This window comes from Pseudomonas sp. FW215-R2 (assembly GCF_058789255.1).
This window is the reverse complement of sequence record NZ_JBYTBO010000002.1, coordinates 242,427-265,765: the sequence shown is the minus strand read 5'-3', so window position 1 is coordinate 265,765 and position 23,339 is coordinate 242,427. Positions and strand designations below refer to the sequence as shown.

Here is a 23,339-nt window from a genome sequence, read left to right as displayed (position 1 = left end):
CTCACAGGAGTCGTTCGCTATGCCGATTGCGCAACTGATCAGCCCGACCACGCTGGATGCCCGCAAGGAGCAACCGGGGCTGGTGATTCTCGACTGCCGTTTTGCCCTCGAAGACCCGGACTACGGCCAGCGCAGCTATGCCGAAGGACACATTGCCGGGGCGAGCTATGCCGATCTTGAGCGAGACCTCAGCGGCCCGGTGACCAAGGGCGTGACCGGGCGTCATCCGTTGCCGGAGCCGGCAGCGCTGATCGAGCGCCTGCAAACCTTCGGCATCAACAACGACAGCGACGTGGTTCTGTATGACGACGGCCCCGGTGCCTACGCGGCGCGGGCCTGGTGGTTGCTGGCGTGGCTGGGCAAGCGCGACGGCGTGTTCATTCTCGATGGCGGGCTCAAGGCCTGGCACGCGGCCGGTCTGCCGCTGAGCCTGGATGCGCCTTCGGTGACTCGCGGGACGTTCAGCGGGCATCCGGACAAACATCTGCTGCTCAGCGCCGAGCAATTGCAGCAACGCCTCGGTCAACCGGCTCTGACTCTGCTCGATGCCCGCGCCTTGCCGCGTTTCAAGGGTGAAGTGGAGCCGATCGACCCGATCGCCGGGCACATCCCCGGTGCGCAATGCGCGGCGTTCACCGACAATCTGGGCAGCGATGGGCGTTTCTTGCCGTCCGACCAGCTCAAGCAGCGCTTTGCCGCGAAACTCGGCGAGCGGTCGCCGGCCGATCTGGTGGCGTATTGCGGCTCGGGGGTGACGGCGTGTCACAACCTGTTCGCCCTGTGCCTGGCGGGTTATCCGTTGGGTTCGCTGTATGCCGGGTCGTGGAGCGAGTGGATCAATGAGCCTTCGCGCGGTATCGCCACCGGCGAGTAAGCGCGTTCAGCGGTCCAGCCGCGCGCTGCGATAGGCCGCTGGCCCCACGCCGTAAACCTGTTTGAACTGCCGGCTCAGATGGCTCTGGTCGGCAAAGCCCAACTGTGTGGCGACCTCCACTGGCAGGCAGCCGCTCTGCAACAAGCCCCGCGCGCAGGCAATCCGCTGTTGCATCAGCCAGGTGTGCGGCGGCATGCCGGTGGCGCGGCGGAACACCCGGGCGAAGTGGAAGGGCGACAGGTTCACCGCTGCCGCCAGTTCTTCCAGCGAGGGTGGCGCCGCCAGTTGTGCGTGCAGCAATTCCTTGGCCATCACCACCGCACGATGTTCCTTGCCGGGTTTGCCGTTGATCTGCACCGCCGCGTGGCGTTGCAACAGCAGCATCATCATTTCGCGCCACACCGTTTGCTGTTGCAGCGCGGTGGCGGGGCTTTCCAGCAAGCGGTGCAACTGGCTGAAACCGTTGACCAGATCCGGATCGCGATAGAGCGTCGCGCCAAAAGCCGGCATCGGCGCAGTCGGCAGTTCCAGTTCTTCGAGCAACGAGACAATCTTGCCGGTATCCGGATAAAACGCCCGGTACAGCCAACCGTCCTCGGTGCCTTTGTGGCCGGTGTGCAATTCGTCCGGGTTGATCAGCACCAGCGTGCCGCTGCCGGCCAGGTGTTCGGCACCGCGATAACGGTAGCGCTGGGCGCCGGCCATGATCATGCCGATCACGTAGCCGTCGTGGACGTGCGGGGCGAAGCGATGCTCGATGTAGCGCGCCGACAGTAATTCGACCCCGGCCAGCGGCGCGGTTTGCCAGAAACGGATCGACTCGCCCTGTTCGCTCATGACGTCACTCGCGCCCCGAATCGGCCAGCCACTGGGGAATGCGCCGTTCCAGGTAATAACCCGGTTGGCGGAACGAGCCATCGACGAAGCCGACATGCCCGCCCTTGGTCTGCAATTCGAACGCGGTCGAACTCGACAGCTCACTGGCTGAAGGCAGGCTGTGGGGGAACACGAACGGGTCGTCCGCCGCTTGAATGATCAGGGTCGGTGTACGGATCTCGCCAAGAAAGTAGCGGCTCGATGCCCGGCGATAGTAATCCTCGGCATCGGCAAAGCCATTCAGTGGCGCCGTCACCCGGCCGTCGAAATCCCAGAAGGTGCGCATGTTTTCCAGTGAGCCGAGGGCGGCCAATGCGGCAAGACCCTCCTCGCGGCCGTCGTGCTGGAACTGGCGCTGCTTGTTCTTGATGTAGGCGACCATCTCGCGCATGAAGTGCGCCTGATAGACCTTCGAGAAACCCTGGCCAATACGGTCGGCGCACTGATCCAGACGAAACGGCACCGACACCGCCACCGCACCGAGCACGCCGCTGGCGCTGCCGGTTTCCCCCAGATGCTTGAGCAGCACGTTGCCGCCGAGGGAGTAGCCGACCGCATACAGCGGCGCCAGTGGCCGCTTGGCCTTCAGATGACGGATGGTTTCGGCGAGGTCTTCGCTGGCGCCGGAATGGTAGCTGCGCGGCAACAGGTTCGGTTCGCCCGAGCAGCCACGCCAGTTCAGCGCAACACTGGCCCAGCCTTGGGCGGCGAGCGCTGCCTGGATTCCGGCGACGTAAGGCGAATTGGAAGAACCAGTCAGCCCGTGCAGCACCAATACCAACGGCGCTTCCGCACTGTGGGGGCCGTGCCAGTCAAGGTCGAGGAAATCGCCGTCGTCCAGCCACAGTCGTTCGCGCTGGCGATCAAGGTGCACGGTTTTGCGCCACAGCGGCCCCCACAAGGTTTGCAGGTGCGGATTGCCGAGGCCGAAGGCGGGGATGAACGGTTTTGACGAAGGGGACACGATTGCTCTCGATGCAGCGCAGCGAGCCTCGGCTGAAGCTCGCCGCTTTTTCAGGCCGGTCGGTTAACCGGCGATCACTGCCATACGTTGCCACAACGCGTAGTACACCCGCCCGGATTTCTGCTCGCGGTGCAGGCGCCAGTTGCCTGGCAGGCCGAGGGTCGATGGCGCGGTTTCGCTTTCAGTGTAGATCCACGAATCATCGGCCAGCCATTGGCGTTCTTCCAGCAGCGTGCAGACGGCGGGCAGCAGGTTCTGGTTGAACGGCGGGTCGAGGAACACCAGATCGAACGCGGTCGCGGTCTGGGTTTCCAGATAGCGCAAGGCATCGGCGGTCTGCACGTGGCCGTTGGTGCAGCGCAGCGTGCCGAGGTGTTCTTTCAGGCTGGAGACCGCGACATGGCTGGCATCCAGCGCCTGGCCCATGGACGCGCCACGGGACAGCGCTTCCAGAAACAGCGCGCCGCTGCCGGCAAACGGATCGAGCACCTTGGCCCCGGCAACATACGGCGCGAGCCAGTTGAACAGGGTTTCACGCACCCGGTCCGGCGTCGGACGCAGGCCCGGCGCATCAGGGAAGCTCAGTTTGCGGCTGCGCCATTCGCCGCCGATGATGCGCAACTGGTTCACACCGTTGTGCAGTTTTTGTACAGGTTTCTTTGGACTGGCCATTAATGCTCCGGAACCCCGAGCGGCTGCTCGGCAAGTTTATCAGATGGGGCCGGTAACGGCTTTTGCGGCACGGTCGGGCCAGCGCTGACGATGACCAGTTTATCCGTGCTCAAGTGTTTGTTCAGGGCGTCGCGAACCTGCTCGACGGTCAGGCTCTGGGACTGACGCATGAAGTCGTCCAGATAATTCAGCGGCAGGTTGTAGAAACCCATGGCGCCGAGTTGGCCGACGATATCGGCGTTGCTCGCAGTGGACAGCGGGAAGCTGCCGGCCAGTTCGCGCTTGGCGTCATCAAGTTCTTTCTGGGTCGGGCCGCTCTTCAGGTAATCGGCGAGCACGTCCTGCACCAGTTTCAGGGTGCCTTCACTCATTTCCGCGCGGGTCTGCAGATTGATCATGAACGGGCCGCGCGCCTGCATCGGGCTGAACGCCGAATACACGGTGTAGGCCAGACCGCGTTTCTCGCGGACTTCACTCATCAAACGAGTGCCGAAACCACCACCGCCGAGGATCTGGTTGCCCATCGACAGTGCGGCGTAGTCCGGGTCGTCACGGTCGATGCCCAGTTGCGCAAGCATCAGATTGGTCTGCTTGGACGGGAACTCGATATGGCCGACGCTGGCCTTCGGCTCCTGCGGCTGGGCGATCTTCGCCAGCGCCGGGCCTTTTGGCAGGGCGGCAGAAACCTGATTGGCAATTGCCTCGGCCTCGGCACGGGACAGGTCGCCGACCAGCGCAATCACCACGTTGCCGGCGGCATACGCCTTGGCGTGGAACTCACGCAGTTGCGCCAGGGTGATCTTCGGTACGCTTTGCGCGCTGCCATCGCTGGAGTGCGCGTACGGGTGATCGCCGTACAGGCGCTTCATCAATTCCAGGCTGGCGAGTTTGCCGGGGCTCTGTTTCTGGTATTCGAAACCGGCGAGCATCTGGTTCTTGATACGCGCGAAGGAGTCGGCGGGGAAGGTCGGTTTGCCGATCACTTCGGAGAACAGCTTCAGTGCCGGTTCGCGTTTGTCGACGGCACTCAGGCTACGCAGCGATGCGATGGCCATGTCCTTGTAGGCGCCGTTGCCGAAATCCGCGCCCAGGCCTTCAAAGCCCTGGGCGATTGCACCGACATCCTTGCCGGCCACGCCTTCGTTGAGCATGGCGTTGGTCAGCAGGGCCAGGCCCGGCGCGTTGCCGTCCTGGCTGCTGCCGGCGGAGAAGATCAGGCGCATGTCGAACATCGGCAGTTCGCGAGCTTCGACGAACAACACCTTGGCGCCTTCGGCGGTGTTCCAGGTCTGCACGTCGAGCTTGCGGCTGGCCGGGGCCTTGCCGTCGAGTTCGGCCAGCGATTGCAGCTTCTGGCTGGACTTGGCGTTATCCAGTGCTTCGCTGGCCTTGCTGTTGTCGCTCGGCGCCAGGTAGAACGCGGCGGAGCCGATCACCGCCACGGTGATCATGCCGAGCAGCAACAGGCGTGGGGTTTTGCGCTCACTCATGAGTCGTCTCCAGTGGCAGGACGTGGGCGACGCTGAGACGTTCGCGGGTGAAATACAGCTTGGCGGCGTTCTGGATGTCTTGCGGGGTGACGCTTTCCAGATCGGCCAGTTCGGTGTCCATCAATTTCCACGACAGGCCGACCGTCTCCAGTTGGCCGATGGCGGTGGCCTGGGCAGTGATCGAGTCACGCTCGAAGACCAGGCCGGCGATGACTTGTGCACGCACGCGCTCCAGTTCTTCGGCGGACGGTGCGGTGGTTTTCAACTGTTCCAGCAGTTTCCACAGACCGGCTTCAGCCTGGGCCATGGTCTTTTTCTTCTGGGTGTTCGGTGTGGCGGACAGGGTGAACAGGCTGTCACCGCGCGTGTAGGCGTCATAACTCGACGAACCGCCGGACACCAGCTCTTCGCCACGCTCCAGTTGGGTCGGGATACGACCGCTGTAGCCGCCGTCCAGCAGCGCCGAAATCAGGCGCAAGGCATTGATGGAGCGCTTGTCCTCGACGGTGGCCAGGCTTGGCACGTTGAAACCGAGCATCAGGCTGGGCAGTTGGGTCTGCACATGCAGAGTGATCTGGCGTTCGCCGGGTTCGGCCAGTTCCAGCGGTTTTTTCGCTGGTGGCACGTCGCGTTTCGGGATCGGCCCGAAATAGCGCTGGGCGAGGGTTTTCACCTCGTCCGGGGTCACGTCACCGACCACCACCAGCGTGGCGTTGTTCGGCACATACCAGGACTGGTACCAGTGGCGCAGCTCTTCGACCTTCATCCGGTCGAGGTCGGCCATCCAGCCGATGGTCGGCGTGTGATAACCGCTGGCCGGGTAGGCCATGGCCTTGTAGCGCTCGTAAGCCTTGGACATCGGTTTGTCGTCGGTGCGCAGGCGGCGCTCTTCCTTGATGACTTCGATTTCCTTGGCGAACTCGTCGGCCGGCAGACGCAGATTGGCCATGCGGTCGGCTTCCAGTTCAAAGGCTACGCCCAGGCGGTCGCGGGCCAGCACCTGGTAGTAGGCGGTGAAGTCATCGCTGGTGAACGCGTTCTCTTCGGCGCCGAGGTCGCGCAGGATCAGCGAGGCTTCACCGGGGCCGACTTTCTCGCTGCCCTTGAACATCATGTGCTCGAGGGCGTGGGACAGACCGGTCTGGCCCGGGGTTTCGTAGCTGGAGCCGACCTTGTACCAGACCTGCGACACCACCACCGGCGCGCGATGATCTTCGCGCACGACAACCTTCAAACCGTTGTCGAGGGTGAATTCGTGGGTCGGTTGCGGGTCGGCTGCCAGGGCCGAAAGGGGCAGGCAGACTGTGCTGAGCAGCAGGCCTGCGGCGCGGCGGGCTAGAGCATTCATTCGTTTTTAAACCTGTTGGGCTGCCCGCTTGGTCTTAGCCTAGGCGGGCGAGGAGGTGCTAGGATACTGATCCGTTTTACCGGCGACCACGCCTATCCGGTTTTGAAACTTGATCAGGTTGTATGGGTTTGCGGCAGAAGGCCTTGGTTTATCAGCTAAACTTCGCTTTTTCGCCGATTTTGCCGGCTAGTCCTTCATTAAAACGATTCCTTTGAGGTGCCGTTGGCGCTTCGACAAAATGTTGCGCGTGAACAAGCTGGGTGAAACGCAGTCTGTTCTGCATCGAATATTTATTTGCCGGGGCGCCCCTGTGGCGCGTCGCTACCGTGAGATAGCCGTCCTCCATGTTTGGTTCCAACGACGACAAGAAGACCCCAGCTGCGGCTGGCGAGAAGAAAAGCCTGTTCGGATGGCTGCGCAAGAAACCGCAGGAACCCGTCGTCGAACAGCCGACGGCCATTCCTGAGCCGGCCCCGGCGCCAGCGCCGGTAATAGAGGAAGCGCCGGCCCCGGTTGTGCTGCCGATTGCCGAGCCTGTGTTGCAACCGGTGGCTGAGGCCGAACCTGAAATGCCGACGGCCGCCGAGCTGCCGCTGACTCCGGTTGCCCAGCCGTGGCTGACCTTGCCGGTGGCCGAAGAGCCGGTGGCACTGGTTGAAGAGGCTGCGCCGCATGTGACGCCGGTGATTCCTGCGCCGGTTGCTTGGGTGCCTGAGCCGGTTCTCGTTCCGGCGGCCGAGCCTGTGATCGAGACCGCACCGGTTCCTGCAGAGCCTGTCGCAGTTGCTCCGGTTGCTCCGGTTATCGAAATCCCCGAGCCTGCACCTGCACCTGCACCTGCACCTGCACCTGCACCTGCACCTGCACCTGCACCTGCACCGGTCGTCGCTGCGCCTGTCGCGGTCGTCGAAACTCCGGTCGCTGCGCCTCGCACCGAAGAAACCAAGGCCGGCTTCTTCGCCCGCCTCAAGCAAGGCCTGTCGAAGACCAGCGCCAGCATCGGCGAGGGCATGGCCAGCCTGTTCCTCGGCAAGAAAGCCATCGATGACGAGTTGCTCGACGACCTCGAAACCCGTCTGCTGACCGCTGACGTCGGCGTCGAAGCCACGTCGGTGATCATCCAGCGTCTGACCCAGAAGGTCGCACGCAAGGAGCTGGCCGATTCCGACGCACTGTACAAATCCCTGCAGGCCGAGCTGGCCGCGATGCTCAAGCCGGTCGAGCAGCCGCTGAAAATCGTTTCGCAGAACAAGCCGTTCGTGATCCTCGTGGTCGGCGTCAACGGTGCCGGCAAGACCACCACCATCGGCAAGCTGGCCAAGAAGCTGCAACTGGAAGGCAAGAAAGTCATGCTCGCCGCCGGTGACACTTTCCGCGCCGCGGCAGTCGAGCAATTGCAGGTCTGGGGCGAGCGCAACAAGATTCCGGTGATCGCCCAGCACACTGGCGCTGACTCGGCCTCGGTGATCTTCGACGCCGTGCAGGCCGCCAAGGCCCGTGGCATCGATGTGCTGATCGCCGACACCGCCGGTCGCCTGCACACCAAAGACAACCTGATGGAAGAACTGAAGAAGGTTCGCCGGGTAATCGGCAAGCTCGACGCCGATGCGCCGCACGAAGTGCTGCTGGTGCTCGACGCCGGTACCGGTCAGAACGCCATCAACCAGGCCAAGCAATTCAACCAGACCGTCGAACTGACCGGCCTGGCGCTGACCAAGCTCGACGGCACCGCCAAGGGCGGGGTGATTTTCGCCCTGGCCAAGCAATTCGGCCTGCCGATCCGCTACATCGGCGTCGGTGAAGGCATCGACGATCTGCGTACCTTTGAAGCCGAACCCTTTGTCCAGGCACTGTTTGCCGAGCGGGAGCGTTCATGATTCGTTTCGAACAGGTCGGTAAACGCTACCCGAACGGTCACGTCGGCTTGCATGAGCTGAGCTTTCGAGTCCGTCGCGGCGAGTTCCTGTTTGTCACCGGCCATTCCGGTGCCGGTAAATCCACATTGTTGCGCCTGCTGCTGGCGATGGAGCGTCCGACCAGCGGCAAACTGCTGCTGGCCGGGCAAGACCTGAGCACCATCAGTAACGCGCAGATTCCGTTCCTGCGCCGGCAGATCGGCGTGGTGTTCCAGAATCATCAACTGTTGTTCGATCGCACGGTGTTCAACAACGTCGCGCTGCCGTTGCAGATCCTCGGGCTGTCCAAGGCGGAAATCGCCAAGCGCGTCGATTCGGCGCTGGAGCGCGTGGCTCTGTCGGACAAGACCGATCTGTACCCCGGCGACCTGTCCACCGGTCAGCAACAGCGCGTCGGCATTGCCCGCGCCATCGTTCACCGTCCGGCCCTGCTGCTGGCGGACGAACCGACCGGTAACCTCGACCCGCGTCTGGCGGCCGAAATCATGGGTGTGTTCGAAGACATCAACCGTCTGGGTACCAGCGTGCTGATCGCCAGTCACGACCTGGCCCTGATTGCGCGCATGCGCCATCGCATGCTGACCCTGCAACGCGGCCGATTGATCGGTGACGGGGAGGCTGGCGAATGAGTGCAACACGTAGTCCGAAGGTTTCCGAGCGTGTGGCCCCGAAAGCCGCCGATCCGCAGCCGCCAAAAAAGAAAAAGCACGACGATGACGATGGCCCGGATTTCGCCACGCTGTTCCGTGCCTGGGTGGAAAACCACCGTGCCAGCCTGCTCGACAGCCTGCGCCGCCTCGGCAAGCAGCCGATCGGCAGCTTCTTCACCTGCATGGTGATGGCGGTCGCACTGAGTCTGCCGATGGGGCTGTCGCTGTTGCTGAACAACGTCGAGCGCCTGGGTGGTTCTTGGCAGCGTGCGGCACAGATCTCGCTGTACCTGGAGCTCGAAGCCAGTCCGGCTCAGGGCGAGAAGCTGCGCGATCAGATCAAGGGCATGCCCGGTGTAGCTGATGCTGAATATGTCGGCCGCGATCAGGCACTGGAAGAGTTCCAGCAGCAGTCCGGATTGGGCGAAGCCCTGCGCGAGCTGCCGGAAAACCCGCTGCCGGGCGTGGTGCTGGTCACGCCGAACGAGGTCGACAAGTCGACGCTGGAAGCATTAAGACAAAAACTTTCCGAGCTGCCCAAGGTACAACAGGCGCAACTTGATCTAGTCTGGGTCGAGCGTCTGGCTGCCATCCTCAAGCTCGGCGACCGCTTTGTCTTCGGTCTGACGGTGTTGCTGGTTTCCGCATTACTTTTGGTGATAGGCAATACCATTCGTCTTCATATTGAAAACCGCCGCACCGAGATAGAAGTGATTAAACTCGTCGGCGGCACTGACAGCTATGTACGTCGTCCCTTCCTTTATATGGGCGCGTTGTATGGTTTCGGTGCGGGGCTGCTGTCCTGGGGTGTGCTGGCGTTCGGCCTGAACTGGCTGAACGACGCGGTGGTTGGGCTGGCCGGCTTGTACGGCAGTGATTTTGCGCTGGCCGGAGTGCCAGTTGCCGACGGTCTGTCGCTCTTGCTTGGCGCGGTGCTGTTGGGTTATATCGGTGCATGGATTGCAGTCGCACGTCATCTCAGGGAGCTGGCGCCGAAGTAGAATCTTTTTTTGCGCGTGATTGACCTTACGGTTTTTAGGGAACTTGTACTTGAGTTCCCGGTCAATTTTTCGCAGTGCCGAAAGGCGCGAGTATGTAAGTCGGAGGTTTTTTCGTATGACCAATTCTTTGCAACCTGCGTATGCATTGGTTCCGGGCGCAAACCTGGAAGCCTATGTACACACCGTCAACAGCATTCCATTGCTGACGCCGGAGCAGGAGCGTGAACTGGCCGAGAGTCTCTACTATGAGCAGGATTTGGGGGCGGCTCGGCAGATGGTGCTCGCCCACCTGCGTTTTGTTGTACACATTGCCCGTAGCTATTCCGGCTACGGCCTGGCTCAGGCTGACCTGATCCAGGAAGGCAACGTCGGCCTGATGAAGGCTGTGAAGCGTTTCAACCCGGAAATGGGCGTGCGTCTGGTGTCCTTCGCGGTGCACTGGATCAAGGCCGAGATTCACGAGTTCATCCTGCGCAACTGGCGGATCGTGAAAGTCGCGACCACCAAGGCCCAGCGCAAGCTGTTCTTCAACCTGCGCAGCCAGAAGAAACGTCTGGCCTGGCTGAACAACGAGGAAGTCCACCGTGTGGCGGAAAGCCTCGGCGTCGAGCCGCGTGAAGTGCGAGAGATGGAAAGTCGCCTGACCGGTCATGACATGGCCTTCGACCCGGCTGCCGAAGCGGACGACGACAGTGCTTTCCAGTCGCCGGCCAACTACCTGGAAGACCACCGGTACGACCCGGCGCGTCAGCTGGAAGATGCCGACTGGAGCGACAACTCCAATCACAACCTGCACGAAGCGCTGGAAGTGCTGGACGAACGCAGCCGCGACATCCTCTACCAGCGCTGGCTGGCAGAAGAGAAAGCCACGCTGCACGACCTGGCGCAGAAGTACAACGTGTCGGCCGAGCGGATCCGTCAGCTCGAGAAGAGCGCGATGAACAAGCTCAAGTTGTCGATTGCCGCGTAACCGGTAGTCCGACAATAAAAAACGCCCCGATCAGTGATGATCGGGGCGTTTTTGTTTGCCTGTCAGAAACTCATTGGGCCCAGGGCGCGCGGCGTGAATCGTTGAGTGTCAGCAAATAGCTGTCGCCACCCAGTTGGCTCATCTGCTGGCGAATCCACCCCGCCCGGCGTGAAACATAGGATGTCGGGTGGCTGGCGCTCCAGACCCGGGGATTGGGCAATACGGCCGCCAGATAACTCGCCTGCTGTCGGGACACTGACTTGGCACCTACACCAAAGTGATGCCTTGCTGCCGCTTCGGCACCAAACACGCCGTCATCCCACTCGACGCTGTTCAGGTATACCTCGAGAATCCGCTGCTTGGGCCAGAACACTTCGATCAGCGCGGTAAACCACGCTTCCAGGCCTTTGCGCAGATAGCTGCGGCCCGACCACAAGAACAGGTTCTTCGACACCTGCTGGCTCAAGGTGCTGGCGCCGCGAATCGAGCCGCCGAGTTCGTTGTGGGCCAGTGCGGCCTTGATGGCACTCAGGTCAAAACCCCAGTGCTCGGGGAATTTCTGGTCTTCGCCGGCAATCACCGCGACCTTCAGGTCATCGGAGATCTCGTCCCACGGCTTCCACGTGCGTTGCAGATCAATCGGCTCGCCGTCGACCCAGGATTCGATCTTGCGCTCGACCATCAGCGCCGTGCCCGGTGGCGGCACGAAACGAAACACCAACACCAGCAATACGCTGCCGCCCGCGAACCAGAGCAGAGCCTTCGTGAAACGACGGAGAAATAAACGCAGCATAGAGATGGCTTGGCCGAACCGGTTGAGCGGGCCATTATACAGACCCTGCCGATCGAGTCTGACTGGAGTTCTACATGCTGCGTAGCTTTCTGATGCTGGCTGCCTTCTTTGGTTTTACCGGTGTCGGCCTCGGCGCATTCGCCGCCCATGGCCTGAAAAACCGCCTGACCCCCGAGTACCTCGCGATCTTCCACACCGGCGTCACCTATCAACTGGTGCATGCGCTGGCGTTGTTCGGCGTGGCACTGCTGGCCACGCAGCTTCAGGGGCGACTGGTTGCCTGGGCCGGTATCTCGTTCAGCATCGGCATCCTGCTGTTCTCCGGCAGCCTGTACCTGCTGACCACCGTCGGCATCGGCAAGCTCGGCATCATCACCCCGTTCGGTGGCCTGGCGTTCCTGATCGGTTGGCTGTGCCTCGGACTCGCCGCCTGGCGCCTGCAGCCAACCGCTTGACGCTTGGTGCTGACCTTTAGGTCATGATCGGGCTAGAATGCCACCCCCTAAAAATGATGGCGGCATCCGGCATGCGCATTCAGTTGAACGGCGAATCCCTTGAACTGCCCGACGGTGAAACCGTTGCGGCCCTGCTGACCCGTCTGGACCTGACCGGACGCCGGGTGGCGGTCGAACTCAATCTGGATATCGTCCCGCGCAGCCAGCATGCCGACACGACTTTGAACGACGGCGACAATGTCGAAGTGGTGCACGCCATCGGCGGCGGCTAGTCGCCAGGCCTGCATGGGCCGAGAATTCTGCAAGACCCTCACCCCAACAGAGGATTTCCCATGAGCATCGTTCGTAGCGACAAGCCTTTCGTTCTGGCCGGTCGTACTTACCAGTCGCGTTTGCTGGTCGGTACCGGCAAGTACCGTGACATGGAAGAAACCCGTCTGGCCATCGAAGCCTCGGGTGCCGAGATCGTCACCTTCGCCGTGCGCCGCACCAACCTGGGCCAGATCGAAGGCGAGCCGAACCTGCTCGACGTGCTGTCGCCGGATCGCTACACCTTCCTGCCGAACACCGCCGGCTGCTACGACGCGGTCGAGGCTGTGCGCACCTGCCGCCTGGCCCGTGAGCTGCTCGATGGCCACAACCTGGTGAAGCTGGAAGTGCTGGCCGACCAGAAAACCCTGTTCCCCAACGTGATCGAAACCCTCAAGGCCGCCGAAGTGCTGGTCAAGGAAGGCTTCGACGTGATGGTTTACACCAGTGATGACCCGATCATCGCCCGTCAACTGGCTGAAATCGGCTGCATCGCAGTGATGCCGCTGGCCGGTCTGATCGGTTCGGGCCTGGGGATCTGCAACCCGTACAACCTGCAGATCATCCTCGAAGAAGCAAAAATTCCGGTGCTGGTGGATGCCGGTGTCGGCACCGCTTCCGACGCCACCATCTCCATGGAGCTGGGCTGTGATGCGGTGCTGATGAACTCGGCCATCGCCCACGCCCAGCAGCCGATCATGATGGCTGAAGCCATGAAACACGCGATCGTCGCGGGCCGCCTGGCCTACCTCGCCGGCCGCATGCCGAAAAAACTCTATGCCAGCGCCTCTTCGCCGCTGGATGGTCTGATCAAGTAAGAGCTATTGATGACTGAATCGAACGACACGCCAATCCAGACGGAAGAAGGCGACGAGCGCCAACACCGCCGCATCAAGAGTTTCGTGATGCGCGCCGGGCGCATGACCGAAGGCCAGCAGCGCGGCCTGGATCAGGGCGCGCCGAAGTTCGTCCTGCCGCTGGCCGATGCACCGGTGGATTACGACCAGGTGTTCGGCCGTTCCGCGCCGCGTTCGCTGGAGATCGGTTTCGGCATGGGCCACTCGCTGCTGGAAATGGCAGCCGCTGCGCCGGAACAGGATTTCATCGGTGTCGAAGTTCACCGTCCGGGTGTCGGTGCGCTGCTCAATGGCGTGCTGACGCAGGGCCTGACCAACCTGCGGGTCTACGATTGCGACGCGATCGAAGTGCTCAATCGCTGCATCGCCGACAACAGCCTCGATCGTCTGATGCTGTTCTTCCCGGATCCGTGGCACAAGAGTCGTCACCACAAGCGCCGCATCGTTCAGGCGTCCTTCGCTGAGCTGGTGCGCAGCAAGCTGAAGGTTGGCGGCATTCTGCACATGGCCACCGACTGGGAACCGTACGCCGAATACATGCTGGAAGTGATGAACGTCGCCCCGGGCTATCGCAACCTCGCCGAAGACGGCAAGTGCGTGCCGCGCCCGGCTGAACGCCCGATCACCAAGTTCGAACGCCGCGGCGAACGTCTTGGGCATGGCGTGTGGGATCTGAAGTTCGAAAAGCTCGCTTAAGCATCACGCAATAAAACTGTGGGAGCCATTGGCTCCCACAGTTGTTTTAGCGGTACTCGGAAGTTACACCGTTGAAAGAAATTCCGCCGGAACCCGCTCTGTCAGCCAGACACCATTCTCGGCCTGATAGAACTTGAAGCCTTGTTCCTGCATCTGCCGTGCGGCGACTTGCAGAATCACGACCGTTCCGTAACGTTGCCCAACCGCCGAGGCGGTAGCGGTTTCCTGAGAAAGGTGCACGTGATGGCGTGACCCAGGAATCAATCCTTGCTCGTTGATCGAGTCCATGAAACGTGTCGCCGTGCCGTGATACAGCGTTTCCGGAGGCTGCTTTTCTTCGAACTGCAGCTCCACGCTTTTCGTCGAGTGGCCCTGTACGGCACGAATCGACTGGCCGTCTGGAGAGATCGAAAAGCGCTTCTTGTCACTGCTCGCCACGACGTTTTCAATCAGCGTGCGATCCAGCGTTCTACCGTCCCGCGCCGCGCCATTGATCAAGGCGTCGATGTCTGCCCAGCCTTCAGAGTCCAGCGTCAAGCCAATCGCCTGTGGCTCATGACGCAGCACGAAGCTGAGAAATTTGCTTGTTTCGTCCAGCAGTTTCTTGCTCATGAACTTCCCTGTCTGTTTTCAATGCGCGGTCAGCGGCGATCCGCGACTACGCCGATCAAAACGAGCACCACCAACAACACCGGTGCCAGGCTGTAGTTGTTGAACTGGCTCAAGCCCTTCACCACCCAAGGCGTGGCGTAGATCAGTGCCGCGCCGCTGCCGATCAGGCAGAGCAGAGCCATCAACGGGACGCGCAGGGCGCCGGCGATGCTGCCCAGGCGCTGGTCTACCCAGGCCTTGAAGTCAGCGCCGAACAGCACCAGCAGGCAGCCCACCAGGGCCAGCGCGATTTCCGAGAGGTTGCTGCGGCTCCAGCGGGACACGGTGGCGAGCAGGTCGAGTATCAAATCCATGCGGTTTCCTTAAGAGCGGTCAGCTCAGAAATTTCTGCAGCAAGTCGTTGAGGAACAGTTGTCCGCGCTCGGTGGCCGCCAGACGTGACGGTTCGACCTGCAACAGACCGCTTTGTTCGGCCTCGCGCCGGTGTTCGTCGAGGCTCTCCAGCGGCAGGCCGGTGCGCTCGGGATACAGGCGCGATTCGACACCGGCGGTCAGGCGCAGGGCGTTCATCAGGAACTCGAACGGCATCTCGTCGTTGGTCAGGGCTTTCTCGCCGGCCTGGAAGCTTTTGGCCGGGTTGAGGTAGTCCTTCGGCAGGCGAGTCTTCCAGGTGCGCACGATGCGCCCGTCCGGATGGCTGAGCTTGCCGTGGGCGCCGGCGCCGATGCCGATGAAGTCGCCGAAGCTCCAATAATTGAGGTTGTGTCGCGCCGGGCGACCCGGTTGGGCATAGGCCGAAACTTCGTACTGCGCGTAACCGTGCTCGGCCAGCAGCGCCTGCCCGGCCTCTTGAATGTCCCACAGCGTGTCGTCTTCCGGCAGCACCGGCGGCTGGTTCCAGAAAACGGTGTTCGGCTCCAGCGTCAGCTGATACCAGGAAATGTGCGTCGGCTTCAGCTCGATCGCCTGACGCAGATCGCTCAAGGCATCGTCCAACGACTGATCCGGCAAGCCGTGCATCAAGTCGAGGTTGAAGTTATCGAACCCGGCCTGGCGCGCCATGCCGGCGGCGCGGATGGCCTCGTCGCCGTTGTGGATACGGCCGAGGGCCTTGAGCTTTTCCTGCTGGAAGCTCTGGATACCGATCGACAGGCGATTGATCCCCAGTTTGCGGTAGGCGACGAACTTCTCTTGCTCGAAAGTCCCGGGGTTGGCTTCCAGGGTGATTTCGATGTCATCGGCAAACGGAATGCGCTGTTTCACGCCTTCGAGCAAGCGGCCGAGGGCTTCGGCACTGAACAGGCTCGGTGTGCCGCCGCCAAAGAAGATCGAACTCAGCTCACGGCCGTACACCGCGTGCAGGTCCTGATTGAGGTCGGCCAGCATCGCGTCGACGTATTCCTGCTCCGGCAGCACCGGGCTGGCGGTGTGGGAGTTGAAGTCACAATACGGGCATTTGCGCACACACCACGGGATGTGGATGTACAGCGCCAGGGGCGGCAGCTTCGGCAACGGCGCCCGAGGCGAGGAGGCGGCACCGCCGATGATCAGCGACGACGCGGAGGAGCTATCGGTCATTTCAAGCCCAGACGCAGGCGCAGCAGATCCATTGCACGGGCGCGGTGGCTGATCTGGTTCTTGTCGCTCGGGCTCAGCTCGGCGCTGGACACGTTACGCTCCGGGACCCAGAACAATGGGTCGTAGCCGAAACCGTGTTCACCGCTGGCGGCGGTCAGGATGCGCCCGTGCCACAGACCTTCGCAGAGGATCGGCAGCGGATCATCGGCATGACGCACCAGCGCCAGCACACAGACGAACTGCGCGCCGCGCTCGGCTTCCGGTACGTCCTTCAAGGCGTCGAGCAGTTTGGCGTTGTTCGCCGCGTCGCCCTTGCCGTCGGCGTAGCGCGCCGAGTAGATGCCCGGCGCACCGCCGAGGAAATCCACCGCCAGACCCGAATCGTCGGCCAGCGCCGGCAGCCCGGAGATGCGCGCGGCATTGCGGGCCTTAAGGATCGCGTTCTCGACGAACGACAGGCCGGTTTCTTCCGGCTCCACGCTGCTGAACTCGCCGATCGAGCGCAGTTGCACCGATTCGCCGAGCATGGCCTGGAGTTCCTTGAGTTTGCCGGCGTTATGGCTGGCCAGTACGAGTTGCTTGAGGTTCATCATTCGCCGGGGAAAAGCTCTTGGTTGAAATTGATGGTGTTGATCTTGTCGCCGTTCTGCACCTTGATTTCAAAGGTGCGGGTTTCCTGCTGTTCCACCGGGTACTGGGCGATGTAATAGATCGCGCCCTGTTCGGTGATCTGGCGGAATTTCAGCGGCACGCTCTGGCTGGTCAGGTCTTTGACCGTGCCGGTGACATTGGCGATCAACGGCTTGCCGTCCTTGATCACCGAGACATTGATCACGCCCTGATTCTTGCTGCGGATCAGCTCGGCGGCCTTGGCGATGTCCGGTTGCAGGTAGGTCGAGTTGAAGGTGTTGTAGTGCACCGTCACGTCGCCGAAGGTTTCCTGGCGCTCGCCTTTGATGACGTCGGCAGCCATGGCCGAGAGGCTCAGGCAGGCGGCCAATAGCGCGGTAATCAAGCGTCCCATGTTCGTTCTCCTCGCAATGTCGTGGTTCAGACCGCGATTCTGTGATCCTGCAGCCCCGGGCTGCTGACGCGGTAGATACCGATCTCACCTAACAGATTAGGCCATAGCTTACTGGCCCACCCGTGGCGGTGCTGTTGATCCACGGCAAGCCGATCAATGACCTTCGCCTCACGTTCGCGGCAAAGTTCTTCAAAGTCTTCGAAGGTGCAGAAGTGAATGTTCGGCGTGTTGTACCAGGTGTACGGCAGGAACTCGGACACCGGCATCCGGCCCTTGCTCGCCAAGTACCAGCGGCAGCGCCAGTGGCCGAAGTTGGGGAAGGTGATGATGCACTGGCGACCGACCCGCAGCATTTCGTCGAGGATCTTGTCCGGGTAGTGCACGGCTTGCAGGGCCTGGGTCATCACCACCACGTCGAAGCTGTTGCTGGCGAAGTTGCCCAGGCCCTTATCCAGGTCCTGTTCGATGACGTTGATGCCCTTGGCCACGCACTCGGCGATGTTGTCCGGGTCGTTTTCCAGGCCATAACCGGTGACCTGCTTGTGGTCGCGCAGCCAGGTCAGCAACTCGCCGTCACCGCAGCCGAGGTCGAGCACGCGGCTGCCGGCGGGGATCCATTCCTGGATGATTTCCAGATCAGCTCTCATGGCTTTCTCACAACGTAATGCGGTTCATGTAATTGCCGAACGCCTGCAAATAGCGCGGGATCGGAATCAGGAAGGCGTCGTGGCCCTGCGGCGCATCGATTTCCAGGTAGCTGACGTCCTTGCGCGCGGCCATCAGCGCGTCCACCAGTTCCCGCGATCGGGCCGGGGAGAAGCGCCAGTCGGTGGTGAACGACATCACGCAGAACTTCGCTTTGGCACCTTCGAAGGTTTTCGCCAGGTTATCGTCGAAGTTCGCCGCCGGATCGAAGTAATCCAGCGCCTTGGTCATCAACAGATACGTGTTGGCATCGAAGCGCCCGGAGAACTCTTCGCCCTGGTAGCGCAGGTAGCTTTCGACCTGGAACTCGACGCTGTGGAAGTCGTAGTTGAGCTTTTCGCTCTTCAGGCCACGGCCGAATTTCTCGCCCATGGAGTCGTCGGACAGGTAGGTGATGTGCCCGACCATCCGCGCCAGCATCAGCCCACGCTTGGGGATCACGCCCTGTTCCTGGAACGAGCCGCCGTGGAATTCCGGGTCGGTGAGAATCGCCTGGCGCGCCACTTCGTTGAAGGCAATGTTCTGCGCCGACAGCTTGGGGGCCGAGGCGATGGCCAGGCAGTGGCGCACGCGATCCGGATACGTGATGGTCCATTGCAGCGCCTGCATGCCGCCGAGGCTGCCACCGATCACCGCGGCCCACTGGTCGATGCCGAGCAGGTCGGCGAGGCGTGCCTGGCTGTGCACCCAGTCTTCCACGGTCAGCACCGGGAAGTCGGCGCCGAACGGTTTGCCGGTTTCCGGGTTGAGGCTGCTCGGGCCGGTGGAGCCGTTGCAACCACCAAGGTTGTTCAGGCTGACCACGAAGAACTTGTTGGTGTCGATCGGTTTGCCGGGGCCGATGCAGCTGTCCCACCAACCGGGCTTGCGGTCGTCGACGCTGTGGTAGCCGGCGGCATGGTGGTGGCCGGACAAGGCGTGGCAGATCAACACGGCGTTGCTCGCTTGCGCGTTCAGCGTGCCGTAGGTTTCGTAGATCAGGTCATAAGCGGCCAGCGAACGGCCGCAGGCCAGGGCCAGCGGTTCGCTGAAGTGCGCCGTTTGCGGCGTCACCAGACCAACAGAATCGGGGGGAAAGGCAGCTGGCATCGACCCTGCTCTCGTTGAAATGAGGCGTAAGTCTAAAGACCGGTGGGGTTAGCGGCAAGCAACTACCTGCGCTCGTTCCCACGCTCTGCGTGGGAACGCCTCATTGGACGCTCCGCGTCCGCTTCGGCGGGGACGCGGAGCGTCCCGGGATGCATTCCCACGCAGAGCGTGGGAACGATCAAGGTAAAACCAAACCCGGCAAATCCGGCAGTTTTTTGGGGGCGTGGATGCGCACACGTTTCTGCCGGTTCAACTCACCGCTGATCAGGCTGACCTGGCTCTTGGAGACTCCAAAAGCCTTGGCCAGAAACCCCATCAGGTACGCATTGGCCTTGCCCTCGACCGGCGGCGCGGTCAGGCGGATCTTCAAGCGGTCGCCGTGCAGCCCGCAGAAATCATCGCTGCGGGCTGCCGGTTGCAGATGACACTCGAGGATCAAGTCGTCACCGTCCCAACGAAACCAGCTCACATCAACAGGCGCAGGATTTCCGGCATCATCGTCATCGCCGCGAGGTTGTTGATCACCAGCATGTCGATCAGCTTCAGCGCGAGGAAGGCGAAGATCGGCGACAGGTCCAGACCGCCCATGCTCGGCAGGAAGCGACGGAACGGCGCCAGGGCCGGTTCGCAGATCTGGTTGACCAGCTCGGCGCCCGGGTTATGGCTGCCCGGAGCGACCCACGACAGGATCACGCTGATGATCAGGGCGAAGAAGAAAATCTTCAGGAACAGCGCGGTCACGCCGATGATCGACCAGATGAACAGTTGCAGCGGGTTGCCGGTGGTGCCGTAGGTCAGCAGCAGGGTCAGCGCCATCAGTGCCAGTTGCACGAGGATTGCCAGCACCAGCGACGACATGTCGAGGCCGAAGACGCTCGGGATGATCCGGCGCAGTGGCTTGAGCAGCGGCTGGGTGGCCTTGACCACGAACTGGCACAGCGGGTTATAGAAGTTCGCCCTTACCAGTTGCAGGACGAAGCGCAGCAGCACGATCAGCAGGTACAGGCTGCCGAGGGTTTGCAGCACGTAGACCGCTGCAGTGTTCAATCCAATCATGTAAGGCTCCTTATTTGCCCAGTTGTTCGGCCATTTCGGCCGAGCGGTGCGCGGCGGCGCCGAGTGCTTTTTCCACCAGGGCTTCGAAGCCGCCGGCCTGGAACGATTTGATCGCCGCTTCAGTGGTGCCCGCTGGCGAGGTCACGCGGCGGCGCAGTTCGGCGGCGTCGACGTCGCTGGACACGGCCATGTGCGCGGCGCCCAGTGCGGTTTGCAGGGTCAGTTGCTCGGCGGTTTCCTTCGGCAGACCGAGTTTGACGCCGGCGGCGGTCATGGCTTCGATCAGCAGGAAAAAGTACGCCGGGCCGGAACCGGAGACAGCGGTGACCGCGTCCAGTTGTTGCTCTTCGTTCAGCCACAGGGCGATGCCCACGGCGGACAGCAGCTCTTCCGCCTGTTGGCGCTGTTCGGCGCTCACTTCGCTGGTGGCGTACAGACCGCTCACGCCCTGACGCAGCAGCGCCGGGGTGTTGGGCATGCAGCGCACGATTGGTTGTTCGCCGAGCCATGCGGTCATGCTGGCGCAGGTGATGCCGGCGGCAATCGACACCACCAGTTGATTCGGTTTCAGGCTCGGGCGGATGGCTTCGCACACGGCTTTCATGGCCTGTGGCTTGACCGCCAGCACGACAACGTCGGCACCGTCGATGGCCTGGGCATTGTCGGCGAAGGCTTCGATGCCGTGCTCGGCGCTGACCCGGTTGCGGGTCTCTTCGCCCGGATCGCTGGCGCGGATCGATGCGGCTTCCAGACCCTTGGCCCGCAGGCCGCCGATCAGGCTGGCGGCCATGTTGCCGGCACCGATAAAGGCAATACGCGTGTTGCTCATGTCAGGTCCTTATCTGGAAATCATCAAGATTGGGAGTAGTCGCGAGCGCCAAACAGGGCCGTACCGATACGGACCCAGGTGGCGCCCTGGGCAATGGCCGACTCGAGGTCGTGGCTCATGCCCATGGAAAGTGTGTCGAGCGGCAGATCGAGGCTGGCCTGCAGCTTCTGAACAGCGGCGAATGCGGCGTCTTGCTCGGCGCGATCTTCGGTCGGCTCGGGAATTGCCATCAGCCCGCGCAGCTTCAGGCGCGGCAGGGCGCTGATGGCCTGTGCCAGCGCCGGCAGGTCGGCCGGGGTGCAGCCGGACTTGCTGGCTTCACCGCTGACGTTGACCTGAATGCAGATGTTCAGTGGCGGCAGATCCGCCGGACGTTGTTCGGACAGGCGTTGGGCGATTTTCAGGCGGTCCACGGAGTGCACCCAGGCGAAATGCTCGGCAATCGAGCGGGTCTTGTTCGACTGAATGGGGCCGATGAAGTGCCAGATCAAGGGCAGGTCGGCCAGTTCGAGCTGTTTGCCCAGGGCTTCCTGCAGGTAGTTCTCGCCAAAGTCGCGCAGGCCGGCGGCGTACGCTTCGCGCAGGGCTTCGGCGGGTTTGGTCTTGCTCACGGCCAGCAGCTGGACGCTGTTTTCATCGCGGCCGGCGGCTTTGACGGCTGCCTTAATGCGCGAACTAACCTGGAGAATGTTGTCTGCTATCGTGGACATCAAGAGGCGCCAGCGGTCTGAAGGTTCGCGGCATTCTACTGGAATTGAGGGACGCTATGGATATCACTGAACTGCTGGCCTTCAGCGCCAAACAGGGCGCTTCCGACCTGCACCTGTCGGCCGGACTGCCGCCGATGATCCGCGTGGATGGCGATGTGCGACGGATCAATCTGCCGGCGCTGGATCACAAGCAGGTGCATGAGCTGATCTACGAAATCATGAACGACACCCAACGGGTGGAGTTCGAGAAACATCTGGAAACCGACTTTTCCTTCGAAGTGCCCGGCGTGGCGCGTTTTCGGGTCAACGCCTTCAACCAGAACCGTGGCGCCGGCGCCGTGTTCCGCACCATTCCGTCGAAAGTGCTGAGCATGGAAGACCTCGCCATGGGTGATGTCTTTCGCAAGATCACCGACGCCCCGCGCGGTCTGGTGCTGGTGACCGGGCCGACCGGTTCCGGCAAGTCCACCACCCTGGCGGCGATGATCGATTACCTCAACACCCACCGTCATCACCACATCCTGACCATCGAAGACCCGATCGAATTCGTTCACGAATCGCGCAAATGCCTGATCAATCAGCGTGAGGTCCATCGCGATACCCGCAGTTTCGCCACGGCGTTGCGTTCAGCGCTGCGTGAAGACCCGGACGTGATCCTGGTGGGCGAGATGCGCGATCTGGAAACCATCCGCCTGGCGTTGACCGCTGCCGAAACCGGGCACCTGGTGTTCGGCACGCTGCACACCACGTCGGCGGCCAAGACCATCGACCGGGTGGTGGACGTGTTCCCGGGGGATGAGAAGTCCATGGTGCGCTCGATGTTGTCCGAGTCGCTGCTGGCCGTGGTGTCGCAGACGCTGATCAAGAAGATCGGCGGCGGGCGGGTGGCGGCGCACGAGATCATGCTCGGCACATCGGCGATCCGGAACCTGATCCGCGAGGACAAGGTGGCGCAGATGTATTCGGCGATCCAGACCGGCGGGTCGCTGGGGATGCAGACACTCGACATGTGCCTGAAGGATCTGGTGACCAAGGGCCTGATCAGTCGCGAACATGCGCGGGAGAAGGCGCGGACACCGGATAATTTCTAGGGACGAAAAAAAACGCAGCCCGAAGGCTGCGTTTTTTATGATCTGTACAGATCAGCGCTGAACCACGCGCATCTGCTTGCCACCTGGTTCTTTCGGCAGCACGCGCTTGGCTACCACGTAATGCTGTTCCCAATACGGCTTGTTCAGCGTATCGATGCTCACCGCTTTACCACGACGCGGCGCGTGGATGAAGCGGTCGTTGCCCAGGTAGATGGCAACGTGATTGACCCGACGGCTCTTGATGTTGAAGAAAATCAGGTCGCCCGGCTTGAGATCCTTGCGCTCGACTTTCTCGCCGTGGCCGCTGGCCATGGCATTCGAGGTGCGGGGCAGGTCGAAAGTCGCGTCGTTGAACGCGTATTTCACCAGACCGCTGCAATCGAAGCCTTTACTTGGGCTGCTGCCGCCCCAACGGTAAGGTGTACCGAGGACGTTCACCGCGCGACTGAGGACGTTGCTGCTTTCCTTGTTCGCCATCGGTGGGACCAGCTTGCCGTGACTCTTGCTGGCGAGCGTGGTGTGTTTCGTTTGCTTGCCTTTGTTCGAAGGAGCAGAGGCATGGGATTTAGGGGTGAAGCCGTTGACGTTGGGAAGACGTTGCTCACGATTGGTGGCGTGGGCGGCCAGTGGCATTAATAGGCAAATGGTTAGCCATGTCTTGAAAAATGGACGCATTAGGCAGGGCTCTTATGTGTTAGCGCGCAACTTTATAACAGCTTTTTTGTCCCTTCCGAGGCCGTTGGTCGATTCAAAAGGCGGGCAACGGAACCAAAC

The 23,339-nt window shown here is 62.0% G+C and carries 29 protein-coding genes; 10 read left to right on the top strand and 19 right to left on the bottom strand.

Annotated features, from left to right (window positions below; all coding sequences use genetic code 11):
• Positions 1–19: 19 nt before the first annotated feature.
• The gene (locus tag AC3WRD_RS03735; protein WP_102619685.1) at positions 20–874 is read left to right on the top strand and encodes a sulfurtransferase; all 855 of its coding nucleotides are present in this window, start codon (positions 20–22) and stop codon (positions 872–874) included.
• A gap of 6 nt (positions 875–880) precedes the next feature.
• Here AC3WRD_RS03735 and AC3WRD_RS03730 read toward each other — a convergent pair whose 3' ends face one another.
• From AC3WRD_RS03730 to AC3WRD_RS03705, 6 genes are all read right to left on the bottom strand, one after another.
• On the bottom strand, positions 881–1,711 hold the full coding sequence (locus AC3WRD_RS03730) for an AraC family transcriptional regulator (RefSeq protein WP_085731553.1): 831 nt from the start codon (positions 1,709–1,711) through the stop codon (positions 881–883).
• A gap of 4 nt (positions 1,712–1,715) precedes the next feature.
• Positions 1,716–2,714 (bottom strand): hydrolase, encoded by a 999-nt coding sequence (locus tag AC3WRD_RS03725; protein WP_102619686.1) that lies wholly within the window; start codon positions 2,712–2,714, stop codon positions 1,716–1,718.
• A 63-nt stretch (positions 2,715–2,777) separates the two neighbouring features.
• Entirely contained in the window at positions 2,778–3,386 is a 609-nt protein-coding gene (gene rsmD / locus AC3WRD_RS03720; protein ID WP_096817575.1) for a 16S rRNA (guanine(966)-N(2))-methyltransferase RsmD, read from the bottom strand.
• Positions 3,386–4,876, bottom strand: a complete 1,491-nt coding sequence (locus tag AC3WRD_RS03715) for a M16 family metallopeptidase (RefSeq protein ID WP_102619687.1) — start codon at positions 4,874–4,876, stop codon at positions 3,386–3,388. The genes rsmD and AC3WRD_RS03715 overlap by 1 nt, the downstream gene beginning before the upstream one ends.
• Positions 4,869–6,224, bottom strand: coding sequence for a M16 family metallopeptidase (locus tag AC3WRD_RS03710; RefSeq protein ID WP_096817578.1), 1,356 nt, complete (start codon positions 6,222–6,224; stop codon positions 4,869–4,871). The genes AC3WRD_RS03715 and AC3WRD_RS03710 overlap by 8 nt, the downstream gene beginning before the upstream one ends.
• A gap of 151 nt (positions 6,225–6,375) precedes the next feature.
• Positions 6,376–6,570, bottom strand: coding sequence for a hypothetical protein (locus tag AC3WRD_RS03705; RefSeq protein WP_096817581.1), 195 nt, complete (start codon positions 6,568–6,570; stop codon positions 6,376–6,378).
• On the opposite strand from AC3WRD_RS03705, the gene ftsY reads away from it, so the two are divergent.
• The 4 genes from ftsY (at position 6,569) to rpoH (ending at position 10,761) form a co-directional block, all read left to right on the top strand.
• A complete protein-coding gene (gene ftsY / locus AC3WRD_RS03700; protein ID WP_102619688.1) occupies positions 6,569–8,101 on the top strand; it encodes a signal recognition particle-docking protein FtsY in 1,533 nt (510 codons plus the stop codon). The genes AC3WRD_RS03705 and ftsY overlap by 2 nt on opposite strands.
• Positions 8,098–8,769, top strand: coding sequence for a cell division ATP-binding protein FtsE (gene ftsE / locus AC3WRD_RS03695; protein ID WP_008065082.1), 672 nt, complete (start codon positions 8,098–8,100; stop codon positions 8,767–8,769). The genes ftsY and ftsE overlap by 4 nt, the downstream gene beginning before the upstream one ends.
• The gene (ftsX, locus tag AC3WRD_RS03690) at positions 8,766–9,791 is read left to right on the top strand and encodes a permease-like cell division protein FtsX (protein WP_096817585.1); all 1,026 of its coding nucleotides are present in this window, start codon (positions 8,766–8,768) and stop codon (positions 9,789–9,791) included. The genes ftsE and ftsX overlap by 4 nt, the downstream gene beginning before the upstream one ends.
• A 115-nt stretch (positions 9,792–9,906) precedes the next feature.
• Positions 9,907–10,761, top strand: a complete 855-nt coding sequence (rpoH, locus tag AC3WRD_RS03685) for an RNA polymerase sigma factor RpoH (protein ID WP_003229146.1) — start codon at positions 9,907–9,909, stop codon at positions 10,759–10,761.
• A 70-nt stretch (positions 10,762–10,831) separates the two neighbouring features.
• On the opposite strand, the gene mtgA is transcribed toward rpoH, so the two are convergent.
• The gene (gene mtgA / locus AC3WRD_RS03680) at positions 10,832–11,554 is read right to left on the bottom strand and encodes a monofunctional biosynthetic peptidoglycan transglycosylase (protein ID WP_102619689.1); all 723 of its coding nucleotides are present in this window, start codon (positions 11,552–11,554) and stop codon (positions 10,832–10,834) included.
• Positions 11,555–11,628: 74 nt separating this feature from the next.
• Here mtgA and AC3WRD_RS03675 point away from each other — a divergent pair, with 74 nt between their 5' ends.
• The 4 genes from AC3WRD_RS03675 to trmB all read left to right on the top strand — a co-directional run bounded on the left by AC3WRD_RS03675 (position 11,629) and on the right by trmB (position 13,871).
• Positions 11,629–12,009: a DUF423 domain-containing protein gene (locus AC3WRD_RS03675; protein ID WP_085709061.1), complete on the top strand. Its 381-nt coding sequence runs from the start codon at positions 11,629–11,631 to the stop codon at positions 12,007–12,009.
• A gap of 71 nt (positions 12,010–12,080) precedes the next feature.
• Positions 12,081–12,281, top strand: a complete 201-nt coding sequence (thiS, locus tag AC3WRD_RS03670) for a sulfur carrier protein ThiS (RefSeq protein WP_167394879.1) — start codon at positions 12,081–12,083, stop codon at positions 12,279–12,281.
• A gap of 60 nt (positions 12,282–12,341) precedes the next feature.
• Positions 12,342–13,136, top strand: coding sequence for a thiazole synthase (locus AC3WRD_RS03665; protein WP_085731561.1), 795 nt, complete (start codon positions 12,342–12,344; stop codon positions 13,134–13,136).
• A 9-nt stretch (positions 13,137–13,145) separates the two neighbouring features.
• On the top strand, positions 13,146–13,871 hold the full coding sequence (trmB, locus tag AC3WRD_RS03660) for a tRNA (guanosine(46)-N7)-methyltransferase TrmB (protein WP_085646976.1): 726 nt from the start codon (positions 13,146–13,148) through the stop codon (positions 13,869–13,871).
• Between the two features lie 63 nt (positions 13,872–13,934).
• Here the strand turns inward: trmB and AC3WRD_RS03655 are convergent, their stop codons facing one another.
• The 11 genes from AC3WRD_RS03655 to AC3WRD_RS03605 all read right to left on the bottom strand — a co-directional run bounded on the left by AC3WRD_RS03655 (position 13,935) and on the right by AC3WRD_RS03605 (position 21,474).
• Positions 13,935–14,483 carry an RNA 2'-phosphotransferase gene (locus tag AC3WRD_RS03655; protein WP_102619690.1) on the bottom strand — a complete coding sequence of 183 codons (549 nt, stop codon included), beginning with the start codon at positions 14,481–14,483 and terminating at the stop codon, positions 13,935–13,937.
• Between the two features lie 29 nt (positions 14,484–14,512).
• Complete coding sequence (locus tag AC3WRD_RS03650; protein ID WP_102619691.1) at positions 14,513–14,836, bottom strand: DUF3392 domain-containing protein; 324 nt, start codon at positions 14,834–14,836, stop codon at positions 14,513–14,515.
• 19 nt (positions 14,837–14,855) lie between these two features.
• Entirely contained in the window at positions 14,856–16,061 is a 1,206-nt protein-coding gene (hemW, locus tag AC3WRD_RS03645; protein WP_102619692.1) for a radical SAM family heme chaperone HemW, read from the bottom strand.
• On the bottom strand, positions 16,058–16,654 hold the full coding sequence (gene rdgB / locus AC3WRD_RS03640; protein ID WP_102619693.1) for an RdgB/HAM1 family non-canonical purine NTP pyrophosphatase: 597 nt from the start codon (positions 16,652–16,654) through the stop codon (positions 16,058–16,060). Before rdgB ends, hemW begins: the two co-directional genes overlap by 4 nt.
• The gene (locus AC3WRD_RS03635; RefSeq protein ID WP_102619694.1) at positions 16,651–17,085 is read right to left on the bottom strand and encodes a DUF4426 domain-containing protein; all 435 of its coding nucleotides are present in this window, start codon (positions 17,083–17,085) and stop codon (positions 16,651–16,653) included. Before AC3WRD_RS03635 ends, rdgB begins: the two co-directional genes overlap by 4 nt.
• Before the next feature lie 26 nt (positions 17,086–17,111).
• Positions 17,112–17,732 (bottom strand): methionine biosynthesis protein MetW, encoded by a 621-nt coding sequence (gene metW / locus AC3WRD_RS03630; RefSeq protein ID WP_096817600.1) that lies wholly within the window; start codon positions 17,730–17,732, stop codon positions 17,112–17,114.
• A 7-nt stretch (positions 17,733–17,739) separates the two neighbouring features.
• Positions 17,740–18,879, bottom strand: a complete 1,140-nt coding sequence (metX, locus tag AC3WRD_RS03625; RefSeq protein WP_102619695.1) for a homoserine O-succinyltransferase MetX — start codon at positions 18,877–18,879, stop codon at positions 17,740–17,742.
• 178 nt (positions 18,880–19,057) lie between these two features.
• On the bottom strand, positions 19,058–19,348 hold the full coding sequence (locus AC3WRD_RS03620; RefSeq protein ID WP_102619696.1) for a DUF167 domain-containing protein: 291 nt from the start codon (positions 19,346–19,348) through the stop codon (positions 19,058–19,060).
• Positions 19,345–19,935, bottom strand: a complete 591-nt coding sequence (locus AC3WRD_RS03615; protein ID WP_096817605.1) for a YggT family protein — start codon at positions 19,933–19,935, stop codon at positions 19,345–19,347. Before AC3WRD_RS03615 ends, AC3WRD_RS03620 begins: the two co-directional genes overlap by 4 nt.
• A gap of 10 nt (positions 19,936–19,945) precedes the next feature.
• Positions 19,946–20,764, bottom strand: a complete 819-nt coding sequence (gene proC / locus AC3WRD_RS03610; protein ID WP_102619697.1) for a pyrroline-5-carboxylate reductase — start codon at positions 20,762–20,764, stop codon at positions 19,946–19,948.
• Positions 20,765–20,787: 23 nt separating this feature from the next.
• Positions 20,788–21,474: a YggS family pyridoxal phosphate-dependent enzyme gene (locus tag AC3WRD_RS03605; protein ID WP_102619698.1), complete on the bottom strand. Its 687-nt coding sequence runs from the start codon at positions 21,472–21,474 to the stop codon at positions 20,788–20,790.
• 56 nt (positions 21,475–21,530) lie between these two features.
• Here AC3WRD_RS03605 and AC3WRD_RS03600 point away from each other — a divergent pair, with 56 nt between their 5' ends.
• Positions 21,531–22,565, top strand: a complete 1,035-nt coding sequence (locus AC3WRD_RS03600) for a type IV pilus twitching motility protein PilT (RefSeq protein ID WP_102619699.1) — start codon at positions 21,531–21,533, stop codon at positions 22,563–22,565.
• Positions 22,566–22,616: 51 nt separating this feature from the next.
• On the opposite strand, the gene AC3WRD_RS03595 is transcribed toward AC3WRD_RS03600, so the two are convergent.
• Positions 22,617–23,240 carry a C40 family peptidase gene (locus AC3WRD_RS03595; protein WP_096817610.1) on the bottom strand — a complete coding sequence of 208 codons (624 nt, stop codon included), beginning with the start codon at positions 23,238–23,240 and terminating at the stop codon, positions 22,617–22,619.
• Positions 23,241–23,339: the final 99 nt, after the last annotated feature.

Coding starts and splice junctions, on each gene's coding strand:
- trmB (WP_085646976.1), top strand. CDS start 13,146: ATGACTGAATCGAACGACACGCCAATCCAGACGGAAGAAGGCGACGAG.
- AC3WRD_RS03705 (WP_096817581.1), bottom strand. CDS start 6,570: ATGGAGGACGGCTATCTCACGGTAGCGACGCGCCACAGGGGCGCCCCG.
- AC3WRD_RS03715 (WP_102619687.1), bottom strand. CDS start 4,876: ATGAGTGAGCGCAAAACCCCACGCCTGTTGCTGCTCGGCATGATCACC.
- ftsX (WP_096817585.1), top strand. CDS start 8,766: ATGAGTGCAACACGTAGTCCGAAGGTTTCCGAGCGTGTGGCCCCGAAA.
- AC3WRD_RS03735 (WP_102619685.1), top strand. CDS start 20: ATGCCGATTGCGCAACTGATCAGCCCGACCACGCTGGATGCCCGCAAG.
- proC (WP_102619697.1), bottom strand. CDS start 20,764: ATGAGCAACACGCGTATTGCCTTTATCGGTGCCGGCAACATGGCCGCC.
- AC3WRD_RS03655 (WP_102619690.1), bottom strand. CDS start 14,483: ATGAGCAAGAAACTGCTGGACGAAACAAGCAAATTTCTCAGCTTCGTG.
- AC3WRD_RS03635 (WP_102619694.1), bottom strand. CDS start 17,085: ATGGGACGCTTGATTACCGCGCTATTGGCCGCCTGCCTGAGCCTCTCG.
- AC3WRD_RS03605 (WP_102619698.1), bottom strand. CDS start 21,474: ATGTCCACGATAGCAGACAACATTCTCCAGGTTAGTTCGCGCATTAAG.
- metW (WP_096817600.1), bottom strand. CDS start 17,732: ATGAGAGCTGATCTGGAAATCATCCAGGAATGGATCCCCGCCGGCAGC.
- AC3WRD_RS03595 (WP_096817610.1), bottom strand. CDS start 23,240: ATGCGTCCATTTTTCAAGACATGGCTAACCATTTGCCTATTAATGCCA.
- AC3WRD_RS03675 (WP_085709061.1), top strand. CDS start 11,629: ATGCTGCGTAGCTTTCTGATGCTGGCTGCCTTCTTTGGTTTTACCGGT.
- AC3WRD_RS03615 (WP_096817605.1), bottom strand. CDS start 19,935: ATGATTGGATTGAACACTGCAGCGGTCTACGTGCTGCAAACCCTCGGC.
- rpoH (WP_003229146.1), top strand. CDS start 9,907: ATGACCAATTCTTTGCAACCTGCGTATGCATTGGTTCCGGGCGCAAAC.
- metX (WP_102619695.1), bottom strand. CDS start 18,879: ATGCCAGCTGCCTTTCCCCCCGATTCTGTTGGTCTGGTGACGCCGCAA.
- AC3WRD_RS03600 (WP_102619699.1), top strand. CDS start 21,531: ATGGATATCACTGAACTGCTGGCCTTCAGCGCCAAACAGGGCGCTTCC.
- rsmD (WP_096817575.1), bottom strand. CDS start 3,386: ATGGCCAGTCCAAAGAAACCTGTACAAAAACTGCACAACGGTGTGAAC.
- AC3WRD_RS03710 (WP_096817578.1), bottom strand. CDS start 6,224: ATGAATGCTCTAGCCCGCCGCGCCGCAGGCCTGCTGCTCAGCACAGTC.
- rdgB (WP_102619693.1), bottom strand. CDS start 16,654: ATGATGAACCTCAAGCAACTCGTACTGGCCAGCCATAACGCCGGCAAA.
- hemW (WP_102619692.1), bottom strand. CDS start 16,061: ATGACCGATAGCTCCTCCGCGTCGTCGCTGATCATCGGCGGTGCCGCC.
- mtgA (WP_102619689.1), bottom strand. CDS start 11,554: ATGCTGCGTTTATTTCTCCGTCGTTTCACGAAGGCTCTGCTCTGGTTC.
- thiS (WP_167394879.1), top strand. CDS start 12,081: ATGCGCATTCAGTTGAACGGCGAATCCCTTGAACTGCCCGACGGTGAA.
- AC3WRD_RS03730 (WP_085731553.1), bottom strand. CDS start 1,711: ATGAGCGAACAGGGCGAGTCGATCCGTTTCTGGCAAACCGCGCCGCTG.
- ftsY (WP_102619688.1), top strand. CDS start 6,569: ATGTTTGGTTCCAACGACGACAAGAAGACCCCAGCTGCGGCTGGCGAG.
- AC3WRD_RS03665 (WP_085731561.1), top strand. CDS start 12,342: ATGAGCATCGTTCGTAGCGACAAGCCTTTCGTTCTGGCCGGTCGTACT.
- ftsE (WP_008065082.1), top strand. CDS start 8,098: ATGATTCGTTTCGAACAGGTCGGTAAACGCTACCCGAACGGTCACGTC.
- AC3WRD_RS03650 (WP_102619691.1), bottom strand. CDS start 14,836: ATGGATTTGATACTCGACCTGCTCGCCACCGTGTCCCGCTGGAGCCGC.